At 65.1% G+C, this 301-nt stretch carries 1 protein-coding gene; it reads right to left on the bottom strand.

Going from position 1 to position 301, the window contains the following annotated elements; genetic code table 11:
- Positions 1 to 301, bottom strand: a 301-nt coding sequence (locus tag AC27K1_RS21760) for a calcium-binding protein (protein ID WP_487152893.1), incomplete at both ends; no start/stop codon positions are given.

Here is a 301-nt window from a genome sequence, read left to right on the forward strand (position 1 = left end):
CGTGTCACCGTTGGTCTCACCCCCTTCCCCCCCATTCAGGGTATCGGCGCCATCTCCGCCCACCAGGGTGTCATCGCCATCCAGTCCCAGCAGGTCGTTGGCATTGGCATCACCGGTCAGGCTGTCATTGCTGTCGGTGCCGGTCAGGTTCTCGATGTTCTGCAGGGTGTCGCTGCCGCCTTCACTGTCGGTGGCCGTGCCATCCGCCAGGCTAGCGGTTACCCCGGTGGTACCGTTCTTGAAATCCACGGTATCGCCGCCCGGGCCATGGGCGCCACCGTCCAGGATGTCGTCGCCGGCA

The organism is Kistimonas ophiarachnellae (genome assembly GCF_057552235.1).